The following is a 22243-nucleotide window of genomic DNA, read 5'->3' as shown; positions in this document are numbered from 1 at the left end:
TAACGCCCAATTTCTTCAATTTCTCACGAAGTTTTTGGGCTGTTTTTATGTTTCGTTTGCCCCATACCCACGCTACAATTTCCTTTGTTTCAGCAGAATAAGCATAAATCAACCACTTTTTATTCTTCTTTTTTCCCACAAAAGTCCAAAGTTCATCAACTTGTAACGATTTGTATTTGTTTTGTTTGGGTTTGATTTCTCGATTGAAATTTACCAAAACCGAAAGTACTTTTTTGATGCTAACTTTTTCAATTTCAGCAATATCACGAATACCTACATTTCTTGCCAAAAGCAAGAGAATTTTCGCAGCAATATGCGAAGCCCAACCTTTGTAGGTCAGATTATGATCGCCGATAAATTGGCGTTTACAGGTTTTGCAAAGATAGTTTTGTTTTTTGTTCTTTTTATTCCCATTTTTGACTATCTTTGTGCTTTGACAATTGGGGCAATGGAGTTTAATTGTTATTAGCATTCAACAAAAATACAACTTTATTCCCTGATTGTCAAATTTTTATACCATCATACTTTTTAAAACACGACCTAAAAAATTATTATTTAGTTCCACCACAGCCGTCCGAAAGTTTTTTTGAAAACGTCATAAAAATCCTTGTAACCCTTTATTTACAAGGGCAGACTTGTTTGTTGTGCGGAATCGCAGGAATGAGATCCAAAATCTGTCTGATTACGGGTTTATTTGTATTTTTGCTTCACCTGAAGAGTGCCATAATTGAAAAAAAAATGGGAATTTTTCAAATATACGATATTCTCGGGCAACCTTTATTTTAAAAGTTTTGGATAGGTGTGATTAAGAATGTTAAAATAATGGTTTTTGATATTTATTTCATTTTTTTTGCATAAATTAGCACTCGAAAAAAATGGTCTGTCGTTATATAGCTAAGTGGAGCTAAACTATAAGACAAAAGCGGTATAGGGTGTTGTAGCCTTCATACACGACTGGAAGATAGAAAAAGTAACAAAATAACGCCAAGTGCGGTAGTGTTTCGGCTAATCCATTAAATAATTAGGGTAGGGATACCCAATGAAGTTTTGGAGGGTACGGAAAATATACAATACCGAAAAAGGCACAAGGGTTAAATATTTTTCTGAGGCTTGTTGAATACCACAAAATGCGATAGAATGACGAGTTAAAACGTTGAGTTATGTATTGATTAAAACCCAAATTTGATTGTTTTAGTTTATTTTCTTCTTTTCTCTCTTGTTTTTCAACCAGAGGGTGCCGTTTCTTTACTGTTAACAACCAACAGAGCTCACCTCTGCTTGTTCAAAAAAATACAGACGACCACAGTAAGAACAATAATGACTTCCAAAGAATGAAAGTTCAAGGTACAAAACTCTTAACTGCGATTTCGTTCTTTGTGATGGTAGCCATTTCTTTACCTACTACAGCTCAGTCCACAGACAAAGCTAATACGCTCACTGAGCAGAGAGATAGCGAAAAAGAAATGGACAACTACCTCAAAGAGATCCAATCCCTCCAACAACAATACTATCCAAACCATAACAACTATTTTATTCCAATTTTTGAGAGAGCAAAATCCGCAGGACCAGAAATAGTCGCTATAGTAAAGCAAAAAATTCAAGAAGCCCTAGACAAATATGCAGAAGTCATCACCACTCCAAAAGACCAACTCACCGTGCACCTCATGGCAATGGAGCTTATGATGCCAGCTACCGAATTTACCAATCATAAGGAGGTCGTAGTCATCGATCCAGAGCGAGATCTCGACATGAGACAACTGGCAGCCAATGAAGCAGTACAGGGAGTCACCAAACATTTCAAAGATGCTAAAGAAAGAGCAACCAAAGAAAACGAAAGAGCAACCAAAGAAAACGAAAGAGCAACCAAAGAACGAGAAAAATCAGTCCAAGAACGTGAAAGAGCAACCAAAGAAAACGAAAGAGCAACCAAAGAAAACGAAAGAGCAACCAAAGAACGAGAAAAATCAGTGCAAACAAGAAAAGATATGGAACAACGTGTAGCAAATGCCAAAGCAAATCTAGCAAAAATTGAGGCAAGGGGAAAAGAGGTAAGAGAAAAACTGGAAAAAACTATCGATGGAATGGAAGAGTATATGAATCAACTTGATATTACTCTCCTACCTAAAATTCCTCAAATGCAAGATTTCGTTAAACAATATATCATTTCTTGCAAAGAAATAGAAAGAAAACCCAATGCTGTAGGTCAAAAATTTATAGATGCTTATCAAAAATTGCAAAAATAGTTGCTTGTGGTTTGTTTTGTTTATTTTTCGGGAATTGTGATTCTTTTTTTTTGCTTTAAAAAACGCAACGTTGGTGTAAGGGTAGCACACAAGCCTTCAAAGCTTGGTAGCGTATCTCCAGTACGCAGGAGTGGGTTCGAGTCCCATACGTTGCTCAAGTCATACGCCCGTAGTGTAAAGGCAGCACAACGGCTTTCGGTGCCGTACTGGGGCTTCCAACCCCTCGGTTCAGGTTCGATTCCTGACGGGCGTGCCAATAACAGCCAAGCGAACCCCTTAGGGTTCGTTTTGCCTTAAAGAAAGGAAGGAATGAAGCAATTCTTAAAAACGCTTTTGGAGCGTTTTGATATCGGTTATCAAGAGCAGGAACTTAACTGTGTGCTTACTCATAGTAGTTTTTCGCCGGTGAATAACCATTCTCGGTATGTTTTTTTGGGACAGTTTGCTTTTCGTGGCGAGGTGGCTCGTTGGGCATATGAGCATGTGGGTGGAACGGGCACACAATTGCAACATTATTTGGGGAATATGTTTCGGCAGTCCTTTTTGGAATCTTTTTTTGATAAATACCATTTTAGTAGTACTCGCATCAATCCGGAAATAAATATAGCAAGTCAAAAGCATATATTCGTATACGCCTTTTTAGGATTGGTGTACGCCAATGCTACCCCCGAACAGTTAGAAATGTTTATTTTCAAACTCTTTGTGACCCCCAATGAGCATCTGCTACCGCAAAACCACAAAAGCCTTACCCATTGGGAGCAACTTGTGGTGATTTGCAAACAGCACTTTGACCAAAAGCCGAAACTCATCATCGAAAGCCATCAGGGGCAACCGCTCTTGCGGGTAACCTTAGGTAATACGCCCATCGGTAGCCACACCTCGGTAAGTTTCAAATATGCCAAAAAGAAAGCTATCGCCTTGGCACTGAAGTACGTAAGCTCACAAATAGAAGAGCGTGTGAGCCAAATGCCTGTTTATGTTGAAAATCAGCGCAAACTTGCCGAAAAACAGGAAGCCGAAAAGCTACAGCGCAAAACGGAGAAGCAGGAAAAACACCGCCAACGTATTGCCTTGCATTCCGAAAAAATGCGCATCCGCCGTGAAGAGCGTAAAAAATTAGCTCGTCTTCTCGACCAAAAGCGTCGCCAAACAAAACAACAAGAGAAAGAGAGAAAAACATCTCGAAAGGGACGAAACACGATTTATAGAGAATACACCCGCGAGGAAATTGCTGCAATGAGCAACTCCAAACGTCGTAACCTACAAGATAGAGGAATCATCCCCAAAGGCACGGATTGGATGAAGTAGTGAATGTAAATTAATAAAAAAACGTATTTGATATATTGCTAACAATTACATACCTTTGCGTCTTGGTACGTCGCTACAGCAATAATAAAAACATACATAAATGCTCCGAAAACTAAAACAACGTTGGAACGTAACTTCCAATACGCAATTTTGGCTTATTTTAATAACTTTTACAATAACAGGTTCGTTGTCTGCGAGAATATCTCGCCCTTTTTGTGATTATATAGGGTTGGATTTCAATAATTTACACCCTATCCTAGCATGGACACTTCGGTTAATCGTGATTCTGCCAATATACCAAATTACGTTGTTAATAGTAGGAACTCTTTTGGGACAATTCCGTTTTTTTTGGGCTTTCGAGAAGAAAATGCTCGGCATCAGGCCCAAAAAAATAGAAAACCCTCAAGAGCAAATTGAGGAAAAAGATTCGAAAAAAACAACACAAATACATAATTAATCTATTAAATTTTACAAATTTCATTTTATTACGGAAGTTCTAAGATTTGTCTTGCGATAGCCTACTCTTTTCGAATTTATGAATCGGTTGAATTATAACAAGATTTAGTTTTTTAGGTTTTGCGTTTGAAATGAGAAAAATAAAAATGTTTACAAATGAAAAAGCACTTACTTTTATGGCTCTTCGTGGGTTCTTTAACGACTTTTGCTCAGCAAGGAATCACAAATCAATCGAATGTTGGTTTAAAAAAAATCACGATTGAAGACGCAATTTTCGGATACTACAAAAATCCAGATGCACCACAAGGATACAGTTTGCTATATCCAGAAAATTATTATGATTTGCAATGGATAAAAAATACGAACCAATGGATTCATAGTTCTAACGGAAAGTTTAACATCATCGATGCTAATGGTAAAACAATTAGAACCTTGGGAGATGAACTGATGAAAAACTATCCACAGTTAAAGCGTTTACCTTCAATCGGGTATATTGACGAAAAAGAGTTCATCTTTGAAGCTGACAACACTTACCATATCTATGATTATCAAAGCGATAAGAAAACAGGAAGCATTCGCATCCCACAAGAAGCTGATAACAAAGATTTTAATAGAGAAAGGAATGCGGTAGCCTATACCATCGGAAATAATTTATACCTCGCGATAGCTAATAATGAAAAAATTGTGATTACCAATCACTCTGATAAAAATATCGTTTCAGGGCAGTCTATCCATAGACAAGAGTTTGGTATCAAAAAAGGTACATTTTGGTCACCAAAAGGTAATTTTTTGGCTTTCTATCAGAAAAATGAGAGCAACGTAACCGATTATCCGCTCGTAGATATCAATACGCATCCAGCAGTTCCTAAAATTATAAAATATCCGATGGTAGGACAAAAAAGCGAACAGGCATCAATCGGAATTTTTAACGTTGATACACATAAAACGATATATTTGGATATTGACACCACCGATGAGCATTACCTGACTAATCTATCGTGGTCTCCTGATGAAAAATATGTACTCATCGCTGAAATCAATAGAGATCAGAACCACTATTGGTTAAATAGATACGATGTTGCTACTGGAAAAAAGGTAAATACGCTTTTTGAGGAGAAAAACGATAAATGGGTGGAACCAGAAAATCCCGCTGTATTTCTGCCAAATAAGAATAATGAATTCTTGTGGATGAGTGAACGTGACGGATTTATGAATCTCTACCACTACAACACGGAAGGAAAACTGATCAAAAAATTAACAAGTTTCAGATGGGTAGTGCAAGATATTTTAGGGTTCGACAGCAAAGGGAAATACGTATACATCTCTGGAACAGGAACTGACCCTCGAGAGAAACATACGTTTAGAATAGATTTGACCAATCCGAAGAAAATTCAACAATTAACAAAGGTAAATGGGACGCATAAAACCCAACTCAGTTCGGATGGAAAATATTTGATAGACGTGTACAGCAGTATTTCCATTCCAAATAAAATTGACATAATTAACACAGAATCAACTAAAAGCATCACTATTTTAGAGGCTAAAAATCCGCTAGAAGGCGTAGCTGTGGGCAGTACCGAATTTGTAGAAATAAAAGCCAACGACGGTACAATACTGTATGGAAAGATGCACAAACCAAGGGATATTGATGTAACAAAGAAATATCCTGTTTTGTTGTATGTTTATGGAGGCCCTCACGCTCAGTTAGTTACTAATTCATGGGGAGTTGGTTCTTATCTTTGGATGCCTTTTTTCGCTGAAAATGAACAATATATCATATTTACCATAGACAACAGAGGAAGTGCCAATAGAGGTTTTGCTTTTGAAAGTGTAATTCACCGCCGATTGGGCGATATTGAAATTCAGGATCAGCTTGCAGGAGTGGAATATTTGAAATCATTGCCCTACGTTGACGATTCGCGGATTGCTGTTCACGGATGGAGTTTTGGGGGATTTATGGCTTCAAGTTTAATGCTTCGTCACCCCAATGTTTTTACGACTTCCATAGCAGGAGGAGCTGTTACCGATTGGAAGTTTTACGAAGTAATGTATGGCGAACGCTACATGGACACACCTATTTCGAACCCCGAGGGATACGAAAAAAGTCGTGTGGGGAAATATTTGGGTAACCTAAATGGAAAATTACTCTTCGTTCACGGGAGTGTGGATGATGTTGTTGTACCTCAACATGTAATGTCTATCATACAAGAATCAATCAGCAAAAGAAAAATGGTTGATTTATCGATTTATCCAATGCATGGACACGGGGTTAGAGGAGTTGATAATGCAAATTTGGTTATCCGAATGTTGGAGTATATCAAACAGCACAACAAGTAGTTCGCATAACAAAAAGTATTGAGAATTTTTTATTCATTAAACTCCAGACTATGGCATACATCACTGTTTTTTACGGGTATTGCCATAGTCTTTTGTAGCTAAATAACAAAACTAATCCGAATGAAAACCCAAGAAATCATCATAAAAGGGGCAAAGCTCCATAATTTAAAAAATGTAACGGTTGGCATCCCTCGCAATAAATTAGTGGTTGTCACAGGGCTTTCGGGATCAGGAAAGTCAAGTTTGGCGTTCGATACGCTCTATGCAGAGGGACAAAGACGTTACGTAGAGAGTCTGTCTTCCTATGCAAGGCAATTTTTAGGGCGATTGGACAAACCTAAGGTCGACAACATTGTAGGCATCGCTCCTGCAATTGCCATTGAACAGAAGGTGAATACCTCTAATCCACGTTCCACCGTAGGGACTTCCACTGAAATATATGACTATCTGAAACTGCTTTTTGCTCGTATTGGAAAAACTTTTTCGCCCATTTCAGGACAAGAAGTTAAAAAACATACCGTTACGGATGTTGTTAATGCCGTTCTGGCATATCGCGAAAGAGAAAAATTATTACTGTTGGCTCCTATCCATATTCCGAGCGAACGAACGATTTATCAGGTATTGCAAATGCTACTGCAACAAGGATTTCTGCGGATTTTGTACCAAAATGAAATCCTTCGGATTGACGAAATTCAAGAAGGTCAAGTGACTTCTGATTTTTCGTTAGTTGTGGATAGGGTAATCGTACAACACAATGAGGATTTTCAACATCGACTGGCCGATGCCGTTGAAGTAGCTTTTTTTGAAGGTAAAGGAGAATGTTTTATACAAGAAGTTGAAAGTGGTAAACGAATTAGTTTTAGTAATAAATTTGAATTGGATGGGATTGATTTTTTAGAATCAAACGTTCATTTATTCAGTTTTAACAATCCGTATGGAGCATGTCCCAAATGTGATGGTTATGGAGATGTGATTGGTCTGGATGAAGATTTGATTATACCTAACACGGGGCTTTCGGTCTATGATAATTGTATTTTTCCATGGCGAGGCGAAACAATGAGTTGGTTCAGAGATCAACTGGTTAATAATTCCTATAAATTTGATTTTCCAATACATAAACCATGGTTTGAACTTACGAAGGAAGAAAAAAAATTAGTCTGGAAAGGCAATAAGTATTTTACGGGGTTGGACGACTTTTTTAAAGAACTTGAAGAAAAAAGTTACAAAATCCAAAATCGGGTGTTGTTGGCTCGTTATCGGGGAAAAACGAAATGTTCAGAGTGCGAAGGAAAACGTCTACGCAAAGAAGCTGAATATGTAAAAATCCAAGGTAAGAGTATCTCTGACTTGGTTGATATTTCGATTGAGGAATTACAGATTTTTTTCAAAAATTTACAACTTACTGGATATGAGAAAAATGTAGCTAAGCGTTTACTTATTGAAATTGAAAATCGATTGCAATTTTTATCGGATGTTGGCCTGAACTATTTGACTTTAAACCGAAAATCGAACAGCCTTTCGGGTGGTGAAAGTCAGCGGATTAATTTAGCTACTTCACTGGGGAGTAGTTTAGTAGGCTCCATGTACATCTTGGATGAACCCAGCATCGGTTTACATCCCAAAGACACGGAAAAACTAATCGGCGTACTAAAATCATTGCGTGACTTAGGAAATACGGTAATCGTGGTGGAACACGATGAAGAGATTATGAAAGCCGCCGACCATATCATCGATATCGGCCCAAAAGCAGGTACACACGGTGGTGAGGTAGTGGCTCAAGGTTCATATGAACAGATACTTACAGCCGATTCACTTACAGGGAAATATCTCAGTAAGAAGATGAGTATTGAATTGCCAAAGCGAAGGCGTACCTCTCCGCACTATATAAAATTGATTGGTTGCCGTGAAAATAATCTAAAAAACATCGATGTAACTCTTCCTTTGGATATGCTCACAGTAGTTACGGGAGTTTCAGGAAGTGGAAAATCGACTTTGATAAAGAAGATTTTATATCCGGCTATGTTGCGAGAATTGAATATAAACGGAGATAAAGCAGGGCAATTCACTAAACTCGAAGGAAAATACAAACACATTCAGTCGGTGGAGTTCGTTGATCAAAATCCGATTGGCAAATCGTCGCGTTCCAATCCGATTACCTACTTGAAAGTGTATGACGACATACGGAATCTGTATGCTTCTCAAAAACTATCAAAATTGCGAAATTTCCAAGCAAAACACTTCTCATTTAATGTAGATGGTGGACGTTGTGAAGTGTGTAAAGGAGAAGGCGAAGTTACTATCGAAATGCAATTCATGGCAGATGTACATTTACCGTGTGAAGCATGTGGTGGAAAACGTTTCAAAAAAGAGGTGTTGGAAGTTTCGTTCGAAGGCAAAACTATTGATGATTTGCTCAATACTACCATTGACGATGCTATCATTTTCTTTGACCAACATAAACAACATAAAATCAGTGCAAAAATAAAACCTCTGCAAGATGTTGGACTAGGATACGTAACTTTGGGACAATCATCCTCAACGCTTTCGGGTGGAGAAGCTCAACGTATTAAATTGGCCTCATTTTTGGTAAAATCGGAAAGTAAAGAGAAGGTGTTGTTTATTTTTGATGAACCTACCACTGGTTTACATTTCCACGATATACATAAATTGCTTTCTTCTTTTCAAGCTCTTATCGAAAAAGGACATTCGATAGTAGTTATCGAACACAATTTAGAAATGATAAAGTCAGCTGATTATGTGATTGATTTAGGGTTAGATGGAGGTGATAAAGGGGGTACGGTTATTGCCGAAGGAACTCCTGAAGAATTGATTAAGAACAAAATAAGCTACACAGCAACGTATTTGAAACAGGTGATGTAAGAGAATGAAAAAAGAGGGTACTGATTCTTTCCAGTAACCTCTTTTTTATTTTCATAAATAAAACTAAGAATTTTATTTTTCTTTTTTCAACAGACGTTGAGCCGCATCGGAAGCAGCTATCAAACCTCCGGCTGACATGATTATGTCTTTCAATACTAAGCGACCAGCACCTGAAAGATAAGGAAATCCATGTTGTGGTGTTGGCATATCACCTCCTAAATTTGGTACATATACTTCAGGAGTTGTGATTAAAAATGAGAGTGTGACAATTGACATTCCAAAAGTTAACAATCCTCCCCAAAGTCCGATTTTTGGAGACCATATTCCTAATAAGGTCAATAACCCGATGAGGCAAATCATAGCTCCCAGCCCATAGGAAAAAGTATATGTCCCGTTTTGTTTGTGCCATTCAATATTTTTAGCTACCATTTTTCCTTCTGGATTTTTGTGTAAAACATATTCAGGAACAGTTTCTCCTTTGTCATTTACGGCTGTTTTGCCTGTGTTGTTATAAAAGAAACTCATAAAAGGGCTATTTGTTACAAACGGAACAATGCCATCAGCCTCATATTGATAGACTTTCAATCCTCCAATCCAAGCCATCACGATAAAGATTGCTACTCGGATGTAATTTACAAAATTACGCTGACTACCAGCTAAAAACGTAAGTAATTGCTTCATTGTATTATAAATTTATATGTTACTAATTTGGTTTGCAAAAGTAGTTATATTGCTAAACATACCTAATGGACAAAAAAGGGTTTTACATAGATTATTTTGCTACAACAGAAATTCCTACCGTTTCCCGAAAATGCTTTGGAGACAATCCAACGGCTTTCTTGAAAAACCGACTGAAATAAAATTCATCTTCAAAATTCATTTCAAAAGCAATTTCTTTGATTGACTTACAGGTCAAGTGCAATTGTTTTTTAGCCTCTAAAACAATGCGTTCTTGAATGAGTTTGGCAGGAGATTTTTCAAATAATTGTTTAATTTTTTTACTGAAAGTATCCACCGAAAGATGAGCTTTATCGGCATAGAAAGCTACACTACGTTCGGTCAGAAAATAAGTTTCTAAGTTTTTTTGAAAATCCAACCCTATACTGTTATTTACTTTCAGCATTAAATCTTTCAAAATTAAACTTTTATCTTTACTTGAAAGTGCCAAAATCAGCTGTAAATATGATCGTAACACCGCCTGAGAATACGTCGTTTTCTCTCCTAATTCGGTTTTTATCCGTTTAAAAATTGACTTTATTTCGCTGAAATGTTCTTCCGATAGTTGAATGTGAGGTTGCATATAAATATTATTGAATAACAGTCCGTTACACGCCACCTCTTCCTTGTGGTATTCAATACAATAAAAATCGCCATGGAATTGCAACACTTCAACTTCTCCAGGTATTTCTTTCAAAAATTCTATTTTTTGATAGGGTGATAAGAACAAAATCGTATGTCCATCATATTCAAAATCAACTGAATTTACAGAAAAAGCACCGCTACCTACAAACAAAAAAATACAATAATTTTCTACGCTAAACCCTTCTCTGAGTTGTTGTGTGATATTATTTTTTATTGATATATCCATATCACAATAAAATTTCGTTGAACAAAAATAGTTTTTTTTAGGATTTTGGCAAAATTTTTGAGTGGGAAATGTCTCGATTTTGAAAGTAAACTTATTTTTGATTTTTTTTCTATATATTAGGAATATAATACTGAAAATCAATATTCAACGCATAAATATTAAATCACTTTTGAACTTTAAAAAACAAATTTCAACAAAAAGAAGTTTATACAGATTTTCCTGAAAACGATTGAATTATATTACTAAAAATAGTCATAGAACTAAAAAAATATATACCTTTGCAAAAATATTTTAATTATATCAATAAAAAAATACAATGAATACTCAAAAATCTTTATTAATGATTGCAACAGCTTTCGTTTTAGCGAGTTGCAGTTCTGTGTCTAAGGTGAGCAAATCTTCCCTTGATGTGGCTCCAAGTTCCTATACATCTGTAGGGAAACTAGCTGATGACAATTTAAAAACATGGCCTCATGAAAGTTATTCGGCCAACTTACCGGGGATGAACTTGGGCGGGGCTTATGATTTGTTGAAAAAAATGAAGCCAAAGCAAAAAGTGATTGTTGGGGTGATTGATTCTGGAATTGACATTAATCACGAAGATTTGAGAAATGTGGTATGGACAAATCCAAATGAAATTGCAAACAATGGCATTGACGACGACAAGAATGGCTACGTAGACGATATCCATGGATGGAACTTCTTGGGAGATGTTAACCATGAAAATTTAGAGTATGTTCGTATCTATAAAACCAAGGACAAAAACAATCCTTTGTTCGAAAAGGCAAAGAAAATGTACGAAAAAGAACATAACGAGACTTTAGAAGAAAAAGCTTACATGGAACAATTGTATCAGATGATTTTATCAGCTGATGAAGTGTTAGCTAAGGAATTGAAAAAAACGAACTATACCAAATCTGATCTTGCTCAACTAAAAACATCGGACGATACTATTGCTCAATATGTTGAATTTATGCAACAAATGTTTAATCGTGTACATGATGTAAATGTTTTAAAATCAGATTTTAATAATGCTGCTAAATACTACGACTCAAAGTTAAAGCATCATTTGAATTTGAATTTTCATCCTCGTAAAACGATTTTAAAAGATGATGAAAATGATTTTTCCAAAAAAGGCTACGGAAATAACAACGTAATAGGGCCTGATTTGGAGGAGTCATTACATGGAACACACGTAGCAGGAATCATTGCAGCTGAACGTGGCAATGGTATTGGAATTGATGGAGTAGCAAATAATGTACAGATTATGGCTTTGCGTGCCGTTCCTGATGGAGACGAATACGATAAAGATATTGCTTTTGCCATTCGTTATGCAGCTGATAATGGAGCTAAAGTAATCAATACAAGTTTTGGAAAAGGACTTTCTCCTCACAAGGATAAAGTGTATGAAGCTATAAAATATGCCGCTTCAAAAGATGTGTTGATTGTAAATGCAGCAGGAAATGATAGCAAAGATATTGATGTAGAAGATACTTATCCGAATGATGAAATAAATGGTAAAGAAATTTCAGATAACTTCTTGACTGTAGGAGCTTTGAACTATATGTTCAACGAAAATCTAGTAGCTTCATTCTCAAACTTCGGAAAAAGAAATGTGGATGTTTTTGCTCCAGGAGTGAAAATTTACGCACCTGCACCTGACAATAATTACAAATTTTTACAAGGAACTTCTATGGCTTCGCCTGAGGTGGCTGGAATTGCAGCTTTGATCAGAGTTTACTTTCCAAACTTAACAGCAGCTCAGGTAAAACAAGTAATTATGCAATCGGGAGTTAAACCAAATTTAGAAGTAAAAGTAGGTGAGGGAGAGAATAAAAAGAAAGTTCCTTTCTCTGAACTTTCAACCTCCGGTACTATTGTTAACGCTCGTAATGCTATCATCTTAGCAGCGAAAATGAGTTTACGAAAATAGGTATAAAAAAAATAGAAAGAGGCTGAAATCTAAAAAAATCAGCCTCTTTCTTTGTTTTTGTGATAAGAATCACTTACGTCGATTTCTTCGCTCCTGTGATATTTTTTCAAAATCAATAAGGAAAGCGGGATCTTGCTCCTCCAATTCCTCTCGAGCAAAAGCTCTAAGCAAAATTTCCTCGATCCAATAATCCTCTTCAACTTCGGCAGGATTATATTCACTTTTTAGTGAAATATCATACAGCCATGCAGTGTTGTTATACCAAAAGGCATTCCAACCGTTTCGAAGTTCTTTTACTAAATTAAAGGCGGTTCTTCCCGTTTGCCGATGAATCAGCTTTACTAAAATACGCCCCTGTGAACGAGAAAGTTGCTTCAATTCGTCTGTAAATCGGTCTTCAATATATTTTTGGGTACGCTTAACATACGTTTTTTTTGTGCGATTATTTTTCATCGTATCCATCGTTTGCTCCATAACATACAACCGATCGGCAGCCATTTTCGCATACGGATACACCTTTCTAACTCGATTTCGTAAAATTAAATATTGCTTTCGAGCCTCTTCATTGGGAAATGTGCGTTCTGCTCGCTCAAAAACATACACATCACTCAAACGGATTGTATCAATAAGTTGATAATGTGGTTTTCCAATCGTATCATGCTGTGCGTAAGCATGACTAAAGAAGACAAACCCCAATCCATATATCGTCAAAAGTATTTTTTCTCTCATATAAAATTATTTCAGCCAACAAAAATACAAACTATAATGCGAAGTACCAAAAATCACACCATATCCATTTTTCTGTTACAAAATTCATTTTTTTCAAATGTTTTTTCGAAATAAAATTGTATATTTGTTGTCGGGATCTTAGAAAAAAATGTTTACGAAAATGTATTTTGCTTATGGATAGTTTATTTTCACCGATGTATCTCACGTTATTCATTTTGGCTTTAGCCTCTTTCTTTTTTATGCAAGGAAAAGTACGTTCTGATTTAGTAGCAGTTTGTGCTTTGCTGTGTTTGATGTTTTTTAAGATACTTTCTCCAGAGGAGGCTCTGGCAGGATTTTCAAATTCAGTAGTCATCATGATGGTGGGGCTTTTTGTGGTTGGAGCAGGTATTTTTCGCACTGGATTAGCAAAAATGATAAGTAGCCGTATTCTTCGTTTGGCAGGTAATAACGAGAATTTGTTGTTCTTTTTGGTAATGTTAGTAACAGCTTCTATTGGAGCTTTCGTGAGTAATACAGGTACAGTAGCGGTGATGATGCCTATTGTTGTGAGTATGGCTGCGAGTGCTAACTTGAATCCCTCTCGCTATTTAATGCCACTGGCATTCGCTAGTAGTATGGGATTATTCACACTAATCAGTACCCCACCAAACTTAGTTATCCAAGATGTACTCACCCATGGAGGTTACAAGCCACTTTCTTTCTTTTCTTTTGCCCCTGTGGGACTTATTTGTCTGGTAGTGGGTGGAATAGGAATGTTTTTCTTGAGTAAATATTTAGTAGATACTAAAACAGATGGAGCTACAAACTCTACGAAAAAAGGAAAAACATTACAAGAATTGGTCGATGAATACCGATTGAATCATCAGGCTTTCCGATTCAAAATTCCAAAGGATACGCCATTACTAAACCAATCATTGGCAGAGTTGAAAATTGCCACGAATTACGGAATCACTGTTACAAAAATCACTCGCAAAACCAGTGCTTCGGGCTTCGGTAAGAAATATTTAGAAATAATGGCAACTCCCAACTCCTTGATTTTGCATGGAGATGTTGTCTATTGCAATGGGAGTGAGGAGAATATTCATCGTTTTGCAACAGAAAATGGACTTACGATCGAAGAAGATAAAGAGGGAACTTTTTCTGATTTCCAAGAATCCGGTATCGCTGAAGTGTTTGTAATGCCGAACTCAAAACTGATAAATCATACCATTCGTGAAGCTCGTTTTCGTGAGGAATATAACGTTAGTGTGTTAGGCATAAAAAGGCAAACAACATATCAGCGCGATGATTTTCAAAACATAAAACTTCATTCAGGTGATGCTTTACTGATTCAAGGTACTTGGAAAGACATTGCGGAAATAGGCAACTTACAGGATGATTTGGTTTTGTTAGGGCAACCATTAAAAGAGGCTGCTAAAGTAACCCTTGACCAAAAAGCTCCAATTGCTGCACTGATAATGTTGGCAATGGTCGTAGCAATGGTAACTAACGTTATCCCTACTGTCACTGCAGTTTTAGTAGCATCGGTATTGATGGTCGTCACGGGCTGTTTACGAAATATGGAAGAGGCTTACAACAGTATCAATTGGGAGACCGTTGTACTGATAGCAGCAATGTTACCGATGGCAACTGCTTTTAAAAACACTGGAGCTGCTTCCCTAATTTCAAATGGATTGATTCATCAATTGGGATCTTTCGGGCCTTATGCTTTGTTGGCAGGTGTATACTTCAGCACATCTTTGCTTACTCTTTTTATCAGCAACACAGCCACAGCTGTTTTATTTGCTCCAATTGCTTTAAACGCCGCGGAAGGTATGGGAGTCAGTCCCTATCCGTTTCTGTTTGCAGTTGCCATAGCAGCTAGCTTATGCTTTGCCTCCCCCTTCTCAACTCCTCCAAATGCGTTGGTAATGCAGGCAGGACGATATAGCTTTATGGACTATGTTCGCATAGGAACTCCATTACAGATTATTATGGGAATCGTTTTTGTGTTCCTGTTACCTTTGTTGTTCCCTTTTTAATGAGGTTTCAACAACAATTTATTTAGTTGGTTTTATTTTAGTTTCCGAAAACTGTACACTTAGCTAATTTTAGCACATACAGTTCTCAATTTTTAAAAATATTTCAACTTTATTTTTTGTTTTTTAGAAAAAAACGTATCTTTGCACCTATAAACGAGGATGGGAGGGGACATAAAGTCCCCTCTTTTTATACAAAATGAAATTAATAGAAAAGGTTAAAGAGTTAGTAGACAATGCTTTAAGTGAAAACCCAGCATTGTTTTTGATAGATTTATCAGTGTCGAACGACAATGCCGTTCGAATTGTAATTGACGGTGATAACGGCGTAGGAATTGACGATTGCATAACCTTAAGTCGTTCTGTGGAACACAATTTAGATCGTGAAGAGATTGATTTTTCAATCGAAGTGACTTCATTCGGAGCTACGGAACCTTTCCATTTGGAGAGGCAATATCAAAAAAACATTGGTCGCACTGTGGAAGTGTTGAAAAATGATGGTAAAAAACATGAAGCTCTGCTTAAAGGTATTGTTGATGGGAATGTAATTTTAGAAACCGAAACACGTGAGCCTAAACCTGTGGGGAAAGGGAAAATAACTGTAAAAAGAGAGCTTCAGATAGCTCTAAGTGATATAAAAGAAACGAAAGTAATCATTAAATTTTAATCGAAATTATTATGGACAATCTTGAATTAATAGAGTCTTTTTCAGAGTTTAAGGATAATAAACTTATCAACCGTGAGACTTTAATGGCGATTTTGGAAGAGGTATTTCGCAATACTTTGAAAAAGAAATATGGTTCAGATGACAATTTTGACATAATCATTAACCCAGATAAGGGGGACTTACAGATTTTTAGAAATCGTGTGGTTGTGGAAGATGGAGAAGTGAAAGACCCTAATCAAGAAATCGAATTATCGGCAGCTCAAAAAATTGAGCCTGATTTTGAGGTGGGAGAGGATGTATCAGAGGAAATTAAAATCAACGACTTGGGTCGCCGTGCTATCTTAGCATTGCGTCAGAATTTGATTTCAAAAATTCACGAGTATGACAGTACTACCATCTATCGTAAATTTAAAGATTTAATTGGTCAAATTTATATCGCTGAAGTTCATCACATTAGACATAAAGCTATTATCCTTTTGGACGACGAAGGCAACGAAATCGTTTTGCCAAAAGAGAAACAAATCCCATCGGATTTTTTCAAAAAAGGTGAACACGTACGTGGAGTGATTGAAGGAGTGGAACTAAAAGGTAACAAACCGTCAATCATTATGTCGAGAACATCACCAGTGTTTTTGGAGCGTTTGTTTGAACAAGAAATTCCTGAAGTAGCCGATGGACTCATTACTATTAGCAAAGTGGTTCGGATTCCTGGTGACAAGGCTAAAGTAGCTGTAGACTCATATGACGACCGTATTGATGCGGTGGGTGCATGTGTTGGTGTTCGTGGAGCTAGAATACATGGAATAGTTCGTGAGTTAGGAAACGAAAATATTGATGTTATCAACTATACAAGTAATCCAAATTTGTTGATTGCTAGATCACTGGCTCCTGCAAAAGTAAATTCAGTTACGGTGGATGAAGAAAATAAAACGGCTCAAGTATTTTTATCACCCGAAGAGGTGTCAAAAGCGATTGGGAAAGCGGGTTACAATATCCGTTTGGCTGGTCAATTGACAGGATACGATATTGACGTATACAGAGATGGCATAGATGACGAAGAGGATATTGAGTTAGAAGAATTTGATGACGAAATCGAAGGATGGGTGATCGAAGAATTCAAAAAAGCAGGATTAGACACCGCTAAAAGTATTTTGGAATTAGACATCACTGAGTTAATGAAACGTACTGATTTAGAGGAAGAAACCATCCGTGAAGTTATCAGCGTCTTACAAGACGAGTTTGAATAGACCGTGCTGTGAAAGCGAAGTTATATGGCACATAAGGAGTGCTTAAAACATAAAATTAAAAGTAAGCCATAGGTTCAAATCCTAAGCCTATCGCTTATAGCGTAAAGCAAATAAATATAATATATGAGTGAGGGAAAAAATATACGATTAAGTAAGGTTCTAAGGGAATTTAATATTTCTTTAGAGACAGCTGTGGATTATCTTAAAAAGGATAAGGGAATTGAAGTGGAGTCGAATCCGAATACAAAGATTTCGGAAGACGCATACAAAATGCTTTCTGACAAGTTCAACGCTGATAAAAATAAGCGCGAGGCTTCCAAAGAAATCGTTCAAGACCAACGAAAAGAAAGGGAAGCTATCCGAATTGAGCAAGAAAAAGAACATGAGGAAAAACGCAAACAACAAGAACAGGAGGTTATCAAAGCCCGAGGTACAGTTGTGGGAATCAAAACGGTAGGAAAGATTGATTTAGAGCCTAAAAAAGAAAATAAATCATCTGAAAAAGTTGTTGATAAAATTAAACAATCTACTGAAAAAGAAACTGTTGCACAGATAGAAAATACACCTCAACCTGTTGAGAAAAAAGAAGAAAAGCCTCAAGAAATAGTAGCTACTCAAGAGGAAACTGTTATAGAAGTTACTGAAAAAGAGTCAGTTACGTTTGAAAAAAACAAAAATAAACAAGATAGCAAAAAAGAATTCCCTCAAAAAAACAAATCCCAAAACACTCAAAACGATAAGTATCAATCACTTAATCAACATATTATAAAAGATTCAAAACCCCAAAACGATACTGCCAAAAATCAGGAAAAGGAAGAGCCTGAAGTAGGTGTAATCGAAACACAATATCAAAAATTGACAGGGCCGAAGGTTGTAGGAGAAAAAATCGACCTAAGTCAATTCGATAAGAAAAAGAAGAAAAAGAAAAAAGACAAAGCTAGTAAAGACAAGGAAAAAGTCAATACAGATGCTCCTAAAGAGGATGAAAGTGGCGACAAAAAACGCAAACGTAAGCGTATCAAAAAAGATGATGTAGCCTCATCATCACCTCACAAAGACAAAAAAGACGGTAAAGGAAAGGATAAAAAACAGAAAACTTTTGCAAAAGTAGAACCTACCGAAGAGGAAGTACAAAAACAAGTACGTGAAACTTTAGAAAAATTACAAGGAAAAGCTACTAAGTCGAAAGGAGCTAAATACCGAAAAGAAAAACGCGACTTACACCGTCAGAAAACCGAAAGTGAGTTAGCTCAATTAGAACAAGAAGAAAAAATCTTAAAAGTAACAGAATTTGTTACTGTAAATGAGATAGCTACGATGATGAACGTACCTATCAATAAGGTTATTGGAGCGTGTATGTCACTGGGAATTATGGTAACGATGAACCAGCGTTTGGATGCTGAAACGTTGACCATTGTAGCAGATGAATTTGGCTATGAGGTTGAATTTGTAACCGCTGATATTGAGGAATCTATCCCTGTGGAAGAAGATGAGGAAACGGATTTGATTCCAAGAGCTCCAATCGTAACTGTTATGGGACACGTGGATCACGGAAAAACATCACTTTTGGACTACATTCGTAAGGAAAACGTGATTGCAGGAGAAAGTGGGGGGATTACGCAGCACATTGGTGCTTACAGCGTAAAACTTGAAAGTGGGGAAAGAATTACGTTCTTGGATACCCCGGGACACGAAGCCTTTACAGCGATGCGTGCCCGTGGAACAAAAGTTACGGACATTGCTATTATCGTAGTAGCTGCCGACGATGATGTAATGCCACAAACCAAAGAAGCTATCAGCCACGCACAAGCAGCGGGAGTTCCTATTATATTTGCTATCAATAAGATAGATAAACCTACAGCAAATCCTGAGAAGATTAAAGAACGTTTGGCTGGAATGAATCTCTTGGTGGAAGATTGGGGAGGAAAAATTCAATCGCAAGACATTTCTGCTAAACAAGGAATTGGCGTTCAAGAACTATTAGAAAAAGTACTACTTGAAGCTGAATTACTGGAGTTAAAAGCCAATCCAAACAAACGAGCTTTAGGAACTGTTGTAGAAGCATCATTGGACAAAGGTCGTGGATATGTTTCGACAGTATTAGTTGAAACAGGAACTCTACGGGTTGGAGATTATGTATTGGCAGGAACAAACTCTGGAAAAATCAGAGCGATGCACGACGAACGCGGTAAAAAAGTAAAAACTGCAGGTCCTTCAACTCCGATTTCGGTTTTAGGTTTAGATGGTGCCCCACAGGCAGGAGATAAATTCTATGTGTTTGAAGATGAGCGTGAAGCAAAACAAATCGTAGCTAAACGAGCTCAATTACAGCGCGAACAATCAGTACGTACACAACGTCATATCACTTTGGACGAGATTGGAAGACGTATTGCTTTGGGAGATTTCAAGCAGTTGAATATCATCTTAAAAGGAGACGTAGACGGTTCGGTAGAAGCCTTGACGGATTCATTCCAAAAACTTTCAACAGAAGAAATTCAAGTGTCAATTATTCATAAAGGAGTAGGAGCAATTACCGAATCAGATGTATTATTAGCATCAGCTTCGGATGCGATTATTATCGGATTTAATGTCCGACCAATGGCGAACGCTCGTGCATTAGCTGACAAAGAAGAAATAGATATCCGCACTTACTCAATTATATATGATGCAATTAATGACCTCAAAGATGCTATGGAAGGAATGCTTTCGCCTGTATTCAAAGAGGAAGTTACTGGTACGGTCGAGATTCGTGAGTTATTCAAAATTTCAAAAGTTGGAACTATTGCAGGATGTATGGTTACCGATGGAAAAATCTATCGCAATTCAAAAATACGTATTATCCGCGAAGGTGTGGTTATTTACACGGGAGAACTGTCTTCATTAAAACGTTTCAAAGATGATGTGAAAGAGGTTTCTAAAGGATATGATTGCGGGTTACAAGTGAAAAACTATAATGACATCAAAGAAAACGATGTATTAGAAGCATTCCAAGAAGTCGCTGTGAAAAAGAAATTGTAAGATTTTTGTAACCAAAAAAGACTTTCCAAGACATTTGAAAGATGTCTTTATTCTCACGAATAGAAAAGTATGGAGTATAAAACTATGATGAAGTAATCTTTACATTATTGATATATTCATAATTAGAGATTACTTCTCTTCAACTCCTTTATGTAGAATCTGTTACAAATTGGTTCTAACGGAATTTTGATTCTTCTGTATGAATACAGAACTTATCTAAAAAATGTCATTTTTAATACAGGACACACTTCTATCTTTAAGTTTTTTAACATTAAAGATAAGATATTAAATATCCTTTTTTACGTTAATATTTGGGTTATATATACGAAATCTTCCCATGACAACTGTTCTGGACGTTTATCAAAAATAGGATTATTTTTTATTGATTCATCTCTGAGAAAGGATTTAAGGCTATTGCGAAGAGTTTTACGCCGTTGTTGAAATCCTGTCTTAACAATAGTAAAAAATAACTTCTCATCGCAATCCAAATGAAATTTTTGTTTGCGAACTAATCGCAGTACCCCACTTTTTACTTTTGGGGGAGGATTGAAAACCTGCTCTGACACCGTGAATAAATATTCGGCTTCGTAAAAGGCTTGTACAAATACTGACAAAATACCGTAGGTTTTTGTTCCCGCCTTTTGGCAAATACGTTCAGCAACTTCCTTTTGAAACATTCCACTAAATTCGGGTATTAACTCTCTTAATTCTAATGTTTTAAAGACAATTTGTGAAGAAATATTATATGGAAAATTTCCTATAATGGCAAAAGGCTTATGATTGAAATAAGAAGCAATATCATAGCTTAAAAAGTCAGCAGCGATAATTTTATTCTCCAATTCAGGGAAATGTTTTTGAAGGTAAGCTACCGATTCACGATCGATTTCTACCACGTGTGTATCAATGTTTTTTTGCAATAGAAATTGAGTTAAAACTCCCATACCCGCTCCTATTTCCAGTACCTTTTCGTACCCCGAAAGGGATAAGGTATCTGCTATTTTTTGAGCGATATTTAAATCCTTTAAAAAGTGCTGTCCAAAGTGTTTTTTTGCCTTAACGGTATCCATATATTTTTGTCTTTCTGGTAATAAAATACGAAGATTACTTTTAAATCACTCTACTCCAAAGAAGTTTTCTAATTCTTTCAAGGTTTGGTCAGAGGTTTGTATATCTTTAACTACTATTCCTTTGTTTAGAGCTACAATACGAGAAGTTACTTCAACCGTATGAAGCAAATCATGGCTTGAAATAAGTATTGTAATATTGTTATTTTCAGATAGTTCTTTAATAATACGTTTGAGGCGTATTTGAGTTGTTGGGTCAAGATTAGCAAATGGTTCATCAAGGATCACAACTTCAGGGTTGCCGATAAGTGCAGCAATAATACCCACTTTTTTCTGATTTCCCTTGGAAAGGTCGCGTAAATATTTTCGTGAACCTAAAATCTCATCATTGAAAAACTCTTTATATTGCGTCAAAAAATCATTAACGTCAGCTTTGTTTTGTCCGCGAAGTTCTCCAACAAAATAGAAATACTCCTCAGGGGTCAAATATCCGATAAGAAAACTCTCATCAATGAAAGCAGTAGTAAACGGTTTCCATTCTTCATTAAGATTTACTTGAATACCACGATTAGTGATACTTCCTGTCGAAGGTTCAATAAGATCGAGTAGTAGATTAAAAAAAGTAGTTTTTCCTGCTCCGTTGTTACCTACAAGCCCGAAACTTTCTCCTTTGTTAATAGTCAGTTCGGGAATATTCAAAACAGTTATTCCGTTATACGTTTTACTGAGGTTATGTACTTGTATCATAAAGG

General features: G+C 36.6%; 16 protein-coding genes and 1 tRNA gene (1 of these 17 only partly in view). 11 read left to right on the top strand and 6 right to left on the bottom strand.

Annotation, left to right across the window (positions count from 1 at the left end; genetic code table 11):
- Positions 1-472, bottom strand: partial view of an IS1 family transposase gene (locus tag CGC49_RS03050; RefSeq protein WP_095911610.1) — the 5' portion only. It extends 230 nt beyond the left edge of the window; the window shows 472 of its 702 coding nt (coding positions 1-472); its start codon is at positions 470-472; its stop codon lies off the left edge, out of view.
- Between the two features lie 859 nt (positions 473-1331).
- On the opposite strand from CGC49_RS03050, the gene CGC49_RS03040 reads away from it, so the two are divergent.
- The 6 genes from CGC49_RS03040 to uvrA all read left to right on the top strand — a co-directional run bounded on the left by CGC49_RS03040 (position 1332) and on the right by uvrA (position 9224).
- Positions 1332-2243 (top strand): hypothetical protein, encoded by a 912-nt coding sequence (locus CGC49_RS03040; RefSeq protein ID WP_157908986.1) that lies wholly within the window; start codon positions 1332-1334, stop codon positions 2241-2243.
- 163 nt (positions 2244-2406) lie between these two features.
- Positions 2407-2499, top strand: a tRNA-Arg gene (locus CGC49_RS03030).
- A gap of 53 nt (positions 2500-2552) precedes the next feature.
- A complete protein-coding gene (locus tag CGC49_RS03025) occupies positions 2553-3551 on the top strand; it encodes a hypothetical protein (protein ID WP_095911813.1) in 999 nt (332 codons plus the stop codon).
- Positions 3552-3651: 100 nt separating this feature from the next.
- Positions 3652-4008 (top strand): DUF6787 family protein, encoded by a 357-nt coding sequence (locus CGC49_RS03020; protein WP_042348603.1) that lies wholly within the window; start codon positions 3652-3654, stop codon positions 4006-4008.
- 155 nt (positions 4009-4163) lie between these two features.
- Positions 4164-6344 (top strand): DPP IV N-terminal domain-containing protein, encoded by a 2181-nt coding sequence (locus CGC49_RS03015; RefSeq protein WP_095911812.1) that lies wholly within the window; start codon positions 4164-4166, stop codon positions 6342-6344.
- A 120-nt stretch (positions 6345-6464) separates the two neighbouring features.
- Positions 6465-9224, top strand: a complete 2760-nt coding sequence (gene uvrA, locus CGC49_RS03010; RefSeq protein WP_095893390.1) for an excinuclease ABC subunit UvrA — start codon at positions 6465-6467, stop codon at positions 9222-9224.
- Between the two features lie 72 nt (positions 9225-9296).
- Here uvrA and CGC49_RS03005 read toward each other — a convergent pair whose 3' ends face one another.
- Together CGC49_RS03005 and CGC49_RS03000 are read right to left on the bottom strand one after the other, a co-directional pair.
- Complete coding sequence (locus CGC49_RS03005) at positions 9297-9905, bottom strand: DUF417 family protein (protein WP_042005431.1); 609 nt, start codon at positions 9903-9905, stop codon at positions 9297-9299.
- A 91-nt stretch (positions 9906-9996) separates the two neighbouring features.
- The gene (locus tag CGC49_RS03000) at positions 9997-10812 is read right to left on the bottom strand and encodes an AraC family transcriptional regulator (RefSeq protein ID WP_095911811.1); all 816 of its coding nucleotides are present in this window, start codon (positions 10810-10812) and stop codon (positions 9997-9999) included.
- A gap of 316 nt (positions 10813-11128) precedes the next feature.
- On the opposite strand from CGC49_RS03000, the gene CGC49_RS02995 reads away from it, so the two are divergent.
- On the top strand, positions 11129-12745 hold the full coding sequence (locus CGC49_RS02995) for a S8 family peptidase (RefSeq protein ID WP_095911810.1): 1617 nt from the start codon (positions 11129-11131) through the stop codon (positions 12743-12745).
- A gap of 69 nt (positions 12746-12814) precedes the next feature.
- Here CGC49_RS02995 and CGC49_RS02990 read toward each other — a convergent pair whose 3' ends face one another.
- Positions 12815-13474: a DUF4294 domain-containing protein gene (locus CGC49_RS02990; protein ID WP_042005426.1), complete on the bottom strand. Its 660-nt coding sequence runs from the start codon at positions 13472-13474 to the stop codon at positions 12815-12817.
- Between the two features lie 194 nt (positions 13475-13668).
- Between CGC49_RS02990 and CGC49_RS02980 the strand changes: the two genes are divergently transcribed.
- The 4 genes from CGC49_RS02980 (at position 13669) to infB (ending at position 20427) form a co-directional block, all read left to right on the top strand.
- Positions 13669-15498 (top strand): SLC13 family permease, encoded by a 1830-nt coding sequence (locus tag CGC49_RS02980; protein ID WP_042005425.1) that lies wholly within the window; start codon positions 13669-13671, stop codon positions 15496-15498.
- 196 nt (positions 15499-15694) lie between these two features.
- Positions 15695-16162 (top strand): ribosome assembly cofactor RimP, encoded by a 468-nt coding sequence (gene rimP / locus CGC49_RS02975; protein ID WP_042005424.1) that lies wholly within the window; start codon positions 15695-15697, stop codon positions 16160-16162.
- Between the two features lie 11 nt (positions 16163-16173).
- Complete coding sequence (gene nusA / locus CGC49_RS02970; RefSeq protein WP_042344132.1) at positions 16174-17409, top strand: transcription termination factor NusA; 1236 nt, start codon at positions 16174-16176, stop codon at positions 17407-17409.
- Positions 17410-17532: 123 nt separating this feature from the next.
- Positions 17533-20427, top strand: coding sequence for a translation initiation factor IF-2 (gene infB / locus CGC49_RS02965; RefSeq protein WP_095893386.1), 2895 nt, complete (start codon positions 17533-17535; stop codon positions 20425-20427).
- A 299-nt stretch (positions 20428-20726) separates the two neighbouring features.
- Here the strand turns inward: infB and rsmA are convergent, their stop codons facing one another.
- Positions 20727-21494 carry a 16S rRNA (adenine(1518)-N(6)/adenine(1519)-N(6))-dimethyltransferase RsmA gene (gene rsmA, locus CGC49_RS02960; protein WP_095911809.1) on the bottom strand — a complete coding sequence of 256 codons (768 nt, stop codon included), beginning with the start codon at positions 21492-21494 and terminating at the stop codon, positions 20727-20729.
- A 45-nt stretch (positions 21495-21539) separates the two neighbouring features.
- On the bottom strand, positions 21540-22238 hold the full coding sequence (locus CGC49_RS02955; protein ID WP_042344135.1) for an ABC transporter ATP-binding protein: 699 nt from the start codon (positions 22236-22238) through the stop codon (positions 21540-21542).
- Positions 22239-22243: the final 5 nt, after the last annotated feature.

It is taken from the genome of Capnocytophaga sp. H4358 (genome assembly GCF_002302515.1).
Taxonomy (GTDB): Bacteria; Bacteroidota; Bacteroidia; order Flavobacteriales; family Flavobacteriaceae; genus Capnocytophaga; species Capnocytophaga canis.
This window is presented reverse-complemented; position numbering and strand designations above follow the sequence as displayed.